The sequence below is a fragment of the Dyadobacter sp. genome (assembly GCF_051859145.1).
GTDB lineage: Bacteria > Bacteroidota > Bacteroidia > Cytophagales > Spirosomataceae > Dyadobacter.
The window spans coordinates 1-5,150 of record NZ_JBHYGF010000313.1; the positions used below are offsets into that span (position 1 = coordinate 1).

Consider the following 5,150-nt stretch of genomic DNA (forward strand, 5'->3'; position numbering starts at 1 on the left):
AGTACACCGAATGAAGGCAGCTTAGATGAAGAAGTAAACATTTCACAAACGTGTCCACTTTTTTCAGGACAAGACAGCCTTTCAGCGGTTGGCTTTTTGCCCTAAATCCCTGAAGGGACTTTTTAACCCTAAATCCCTGAAGGGACTTTTGTTGTTGTGCATAAAAATTAAGTCATTCAGTTATTCAGTCATTCAGTCATTCAGTCATTCACTTATTCAAAATTGAACAAAGAACATTATAAATCATTAGTTGCCAAGCTTCCGCTTCTGAAAAGGGAGATTGCTAAGGTGATCGTCGGGCAGCGGGAAGCTATTGATGAAATATTGATCTCACTGCTTGCTTCGGGGCATTGCTTGTTGGAAGGAGTGCCGGGGCTGGCTAAGACGCTTATGGTTAAAACAATGTCCGAGGCTTTGGATATGAGCTTTAAGCGGATACAGTTTACTCCGGACCTGATGCCGGGCGATATTGTGGGTACTGAAATCCTGGAAGAAGACCACGACACGGGTAAGAAGTTCTTCAAATTCAATCGCGGGCCGATATTTGCCAATGTGGTACTTGCAGATGAGATCAACCGCACCCCGCCAAAAACGCAGGCCGCATTACTCGAAGCGATGCAGGAAAAAAGTGTAACCTACGGCGGCGAAACCTATCAAATGCCTGATCCTTTTCTGATCATCGCCACCCAAAATCCAATTGAGCAGGCGGGTACCTATCCGCTGCCGGAGGCGCAGCTTGACCGCTTTTTACTATACATCAAACTGAATTACCCCAACGAACAGGAGGAACTCGATGTGCTGAAAGGTACAACCGGCTCGGCCCGGGTGCAGGTGGAGCGGGTCCTTTCTGATACTGATATCCGGGACTTGCAACAACTTGTTCGCCAGGTGCATATCAGTGAGGAACTGATCGTGTGGATCAATAAGCTGGTTCGCGCTACCCGGCCGGAAGGTAGCCCGTCGGCATTTGTAAAGGAATGGTGCGACTGGGGCGCTGGTCCTCGGGCGGGACAGGCGCTTGTACTTTGTGCCAAAGCCCGGGCTGTGTTGAACGAGCGTTTTGCGGTGATTCCGGAAGATATCCAAACGCTTGCTTATCCCGTTTTTCGTCACCGCATTGCCATGAACTTCCGCGCGGAAGCCGAGAATATCACCAGTGACGAGGTGATCAGTGATTTGCTTGCTACGCTTAAACCCTGATCTCATTCTTACATTCAGGTATGGCAAAGCAAAGTGGCTTGTTAGCAGCGAATCTGGTGAAGCTCAAAAACCTTCAACTTACCGGCAAGCTGGTGAGCGAGGAATTGATGCTGGGTATCCACGCCAGCAAACGCTCCGGGATAGGCGTTGAATTTGAACAATACCGACATTACCAACCTGGCGACGATCCCAAGCGGATCGACTGGAAGCTTTTTGCAAGAACCGATAAGCATCTTGTCCGAGAATCATCCACCGAAAGCGACCGCCAGCTGCGTTTTCTTCTTGACCTCTCCGGCTCCATGAATTATGCCGAAAATGGCGTCAGCAGGCTTCAATATGCACAGGTATTGCTGGCGTCGCTGGCTTATCTTGGTTACATTCAAAATGACCAGATGAGCTTATATGCTTTAAAAAACGGCAGTGTGGAAGCAATCTGCGCGGCGGGTTCATCTGCCTCCAGTAAGCAGGCTTTTCAGAAGATGCTGGTGGGGCTGGAAAAGACGGAAGCTTCGGGAGAATGGAGGATGGAGGAAGGGGAAGAGGGGAAATTGATTGAGCTGCGATCGAAGAAAAAAGAGCAGCTTATTCTTGTAAGTGACCTTTTGCAGGTAAATGAAGAGTGGATGCAACTGATCAGTTCTTTGGCAAACCCGCAGCGGGAGATTGTGATTTTTCAGGTTTTGGGAGATCAGGAAGTTGATTTTAGATTAAATGGTTTTTACAGGTTTAAAGATCTGGAAACGGGTAGAGAAATGGAACTGGACGCAGCCTCTGTCCGTGAAAAATTCATGACATCGGCACAGGCGTATTTTGAAAAATTGAAAAGTGATTTGCAGATCCCGTATGTGCATTTGATCACAGCCAGATTAAGCGACCCGATCGGAATGGTGTTAAAAGCATTTTTAACTAAAAGGAAAAGCTGATGGAATTGCTGCAACCTTGGATGCTCTGGGGGCTCGCGGGGATCGCACTGCCGATTGCAATCCACCTTTGGTATCAGAAAAAGGGCGAGGTGATTGCCTGGGCAGCATCGCGCTGGCTGGTGGATGAAAGCTCGCTCAAACACAGGGGTATCCGCCTGCATGAAATCCTGCTGTTGCTCATTCGTTGTTTGCTGGTTATGCTGTTGGCATTGTTGCTCAGTCAGCCTGTGCTGCATTGGTGGAAAAGTGACGCAGCACAAGAGCGCGTGCATCTCGTAGAAGCGGATCCCAGGGTTGTGAATAACTTTCGTTTTGAAATTGAAAATGCATTGAAGGCCGGCGAGCACGTTTTTTGGATCAGCCCCGATCAGCAGGTCCTTAATTCTACTGCCAAAATGCCAGAGCCGGGTAATCCGGCCAAATACATTCAGAAAAGCATTAACAAGCTGGCCAAGGGACAAACGAGCATTTATCTCGTGGCAGATCAGCAGTTGCTTTCTATGCCCAAAGTAGTTGTGCCAGGTAAGTTCAGTCTGTACACATTCACGGACTCTGCTTCCACGCAGCGGGCTAATTATATGGAGTTAAGTAATGGTAAAAGGTTGTTTGTAAATCCCGTAAGTGGGCTTTTGGAAGTTGCGCAGAATGGGGCATCGAGCGTAAAGTTTACCTCTAAACCAGTGCATTCGGGTGATTTGAAGCTGTTAATTGATTACAACGATCCGATAGAAAGGCAGACTGTGACAGCAGCTATAAAGGCACTTGCTGAGGTTTACGGTTTATCTTTTCAAATCGATGAAAAAGTATATCCAGGTAGCGTCTATAACTGGATATTGTCAGATCAAAAACCAACAAAACCCGATGCTAAAACCCTCTATGTAATCTCGGGTAAAACAGCGGGTCTCGCGCCGCAGCGTAATGAAGTGTATGTCGCTGACTCACTGCTTTTGCATTCGTCCGATCTCGTTCGGAATGGAAGGTTGCCCGAGTGGCTGGGCGAGGCATTTACTTCTTTTTACCAACTAAATGACAGGAAACAGCCACTAAGCAGGCAGCAGTTAAGTTCCTTATTTGAAGAAGCCAAAATGCCGCAGGCGCAGGAAGCGGCTGAACTTCGTAAATGGATTCTATTTGCGTTCGTTTTACTAACAGCGTTAGAAAGATGGCTTGTTCTGCGTTAATGGACCATCTTGCGTTATGCATAGCCTAAACAAATTGATCGGCTCGGTGACCGTGCAGCTTCTTGCAGCCGGATTGATCCGCTGTGTATTGCTCGCAGTGTCGGCTTTTGTGCTGGTTTTTACATTTGCTTCTGCTATGTATGCAGCACTTGTATCAGTCGTTGTTTTCGCATTCGCTTTCTGGCAAAATAAATTGTATAAAAGCAAAAAGTCAGGTGCAATTGCATTGATCCACCGCTATACGGGCGATACTGAATACAGCCTGCATTTGCTGGAAAAAGAGGATCTGAACCTGGCCGAGCAAATGCAGTTGGAGCGTATTTCAAAGAACCAGATCAGCTTTCCTTTTCGTGAGCTATACTCCGGAATGGTGCCTTATGCAGGTTTGTTTGCGATAGCCGCCGTCATCTACTTTCTCCATCCTCAGTGGAACTCGACTGACAAACCAGATCGCCAGAAAGCCGGGCTCGTTCAGCAGGAGCGGACGAATGCGCCCGAAGTTGTGCCCCGGCTCGTGCGGGCAGAAGTAGCTGTGAGCCCGCCTGCTTACACCGGGTTGCGGCAAACGGACTCGGAAGACTTGAATGTGACCGCTTTTACCGGCTCGAAGCTGGCCTGGAAGGTGGAGTTTAACAACACAAATAAGCTGACTGTAAAGCTGGCCAATCCGCGGGGAGAGGAAGTGAGCTTCGTTAAAAAAGGTGCTGTTTTTCAATATTCCGACCGGCTTGCAGGTTCGGGTTTGTACTCCATTAAAGGTTACTGGAAAGATTCTCTGGTTTACCAGTCGGAGTTTTACAAGCTTGATGCAATCCCGGACCTTGCTCCAAAGATCGAGCCGGGTTCAAAGGAGTTGTATAAATATCACCTGTTGAAAGACAGTAAAACCCTCAGCGTTTCAGCCAGGATCTCGGATGATTTTCAGGTTAAACAGGCATTTATCGTAGCGACGGTCGCGCGGGGTTCGGGGGAGAATGTGAAGTTTCGGGAAATGCGTTTTCCATTAAGTCCCAATCAGTTCAAAGAAGCCAATGTCCAGAAAACGATTAACCTGAATGAGCTCAACTTTACACCAGGCGATGAACTTTACTACTATTGGGCGGCGGTAGATAACCGGGTGCCCGAGGGTAATTTTACCAAATCGGATACCTATTTTCTGGTTTATAAAGACACTGCGCAGATTGAAGAGGCGGAACTGGCTACGATGGCTGTCAACATCATGCCCGAATATTTCCGGAGCCAGCGGCAGATTATCATCGACACGGAGAAGCTGATTGCGAGAAGAAAAAAGTTGGAGAAAAAGCCATTCAATGCGGCCTCAAATGAGATAGGATACGATCAAAAGCTGCTGCGTTTAAGATACGGTCAGTATTTGGGGGAGGAATTTGAGACTAATATCGGTGGTGGAAATCCGGGTGAAGTTCCGGAAGGTGATATCATCGACGCATTCACGCACCATTCTGATGGGACAGGGGAAGGAGCCGAACAGCACCAGGCGGAGGGGCATGCCGGTGAACATGGACACGATCACGGGAAAACTCCGCCGCCCACCGAGTCAAAAGACCCGCTGGCTGCTTTAATGGAGCAGTACACGCATTCGCACGACGATGCCGAAACGAATACCTTTTATGAGCAATCAACCCGGAGTCTGCTCAAATCCGCTTTGGAACAAATGTGGCAATCGGAGCTGCATTTGCGCATGTACGAACCTGAAAAGGCGCTTCCGTTTGAACATAAAGCATTGGAATACCTGAAATCGGCACAACAGAAAGCGCGTACTTACGCCAAAAAGAGCGGCTATGATCCGCCGCCGATCAAGGAAAAGGAAAAGCGGTTGACGGGCGAG

The 5,150-nt window shown here is 48.2% G+C and carries 4 protein-coding genes; all 4 read left to right on the top strand.

Annotated features, from left to right (window positions below; translation table 11 throughout):
• The first annotated feature begins 222 nt into the window (after nucleotides 1-222).
• A complete protein-coding gene (locus ACTIE6_RS17190) occupies nucleotides 223-1,200 on the top strand; it encodes an AAA family ATPase (protein ID WP_439557815.1) in 978 nt (325 codons plus the stop codon).
• Nucleotides 1,201-1,220: 20 nt separating this feature from the next.
• Nucleotides 1,221-2,123: a DUF58 domain-containing protein gene (locus ACTIE6_RS17195; RefSeq protein ID WP_439557816.1), complete on the top strand. Its 903-nt coding sequence runs from the start codon at nucleotides 1,221-1,223 to the stop codon at nucleotides 2,121-2,123.
• Nucleotides 2,123-3,304, top strand: a complete 1,182-nt coding sequence (locus tag ACTIE6_RS17200) for a BatA domain-containing protein (protein ID WP_439557817.1) — start codon at nucleotides 2,123-2,125, stop codon at nucleotides 3,302-3,304. The genes ACTIE6_RS17195 and ACTIE6_RS17200 overlap by 1 nt, the downstream gene beginning before the upstream one ends.
• Before the next feature lie 16 nt (nucleotides 3,305-3,320).
• Nucleotides 3,321-5,150: hypothetical protein (locus tag ACTIE6_RS17205; protein WP_439557818.1), on the top strand; the 1,830-nt coding region annotated here is incomplete at its 3' end.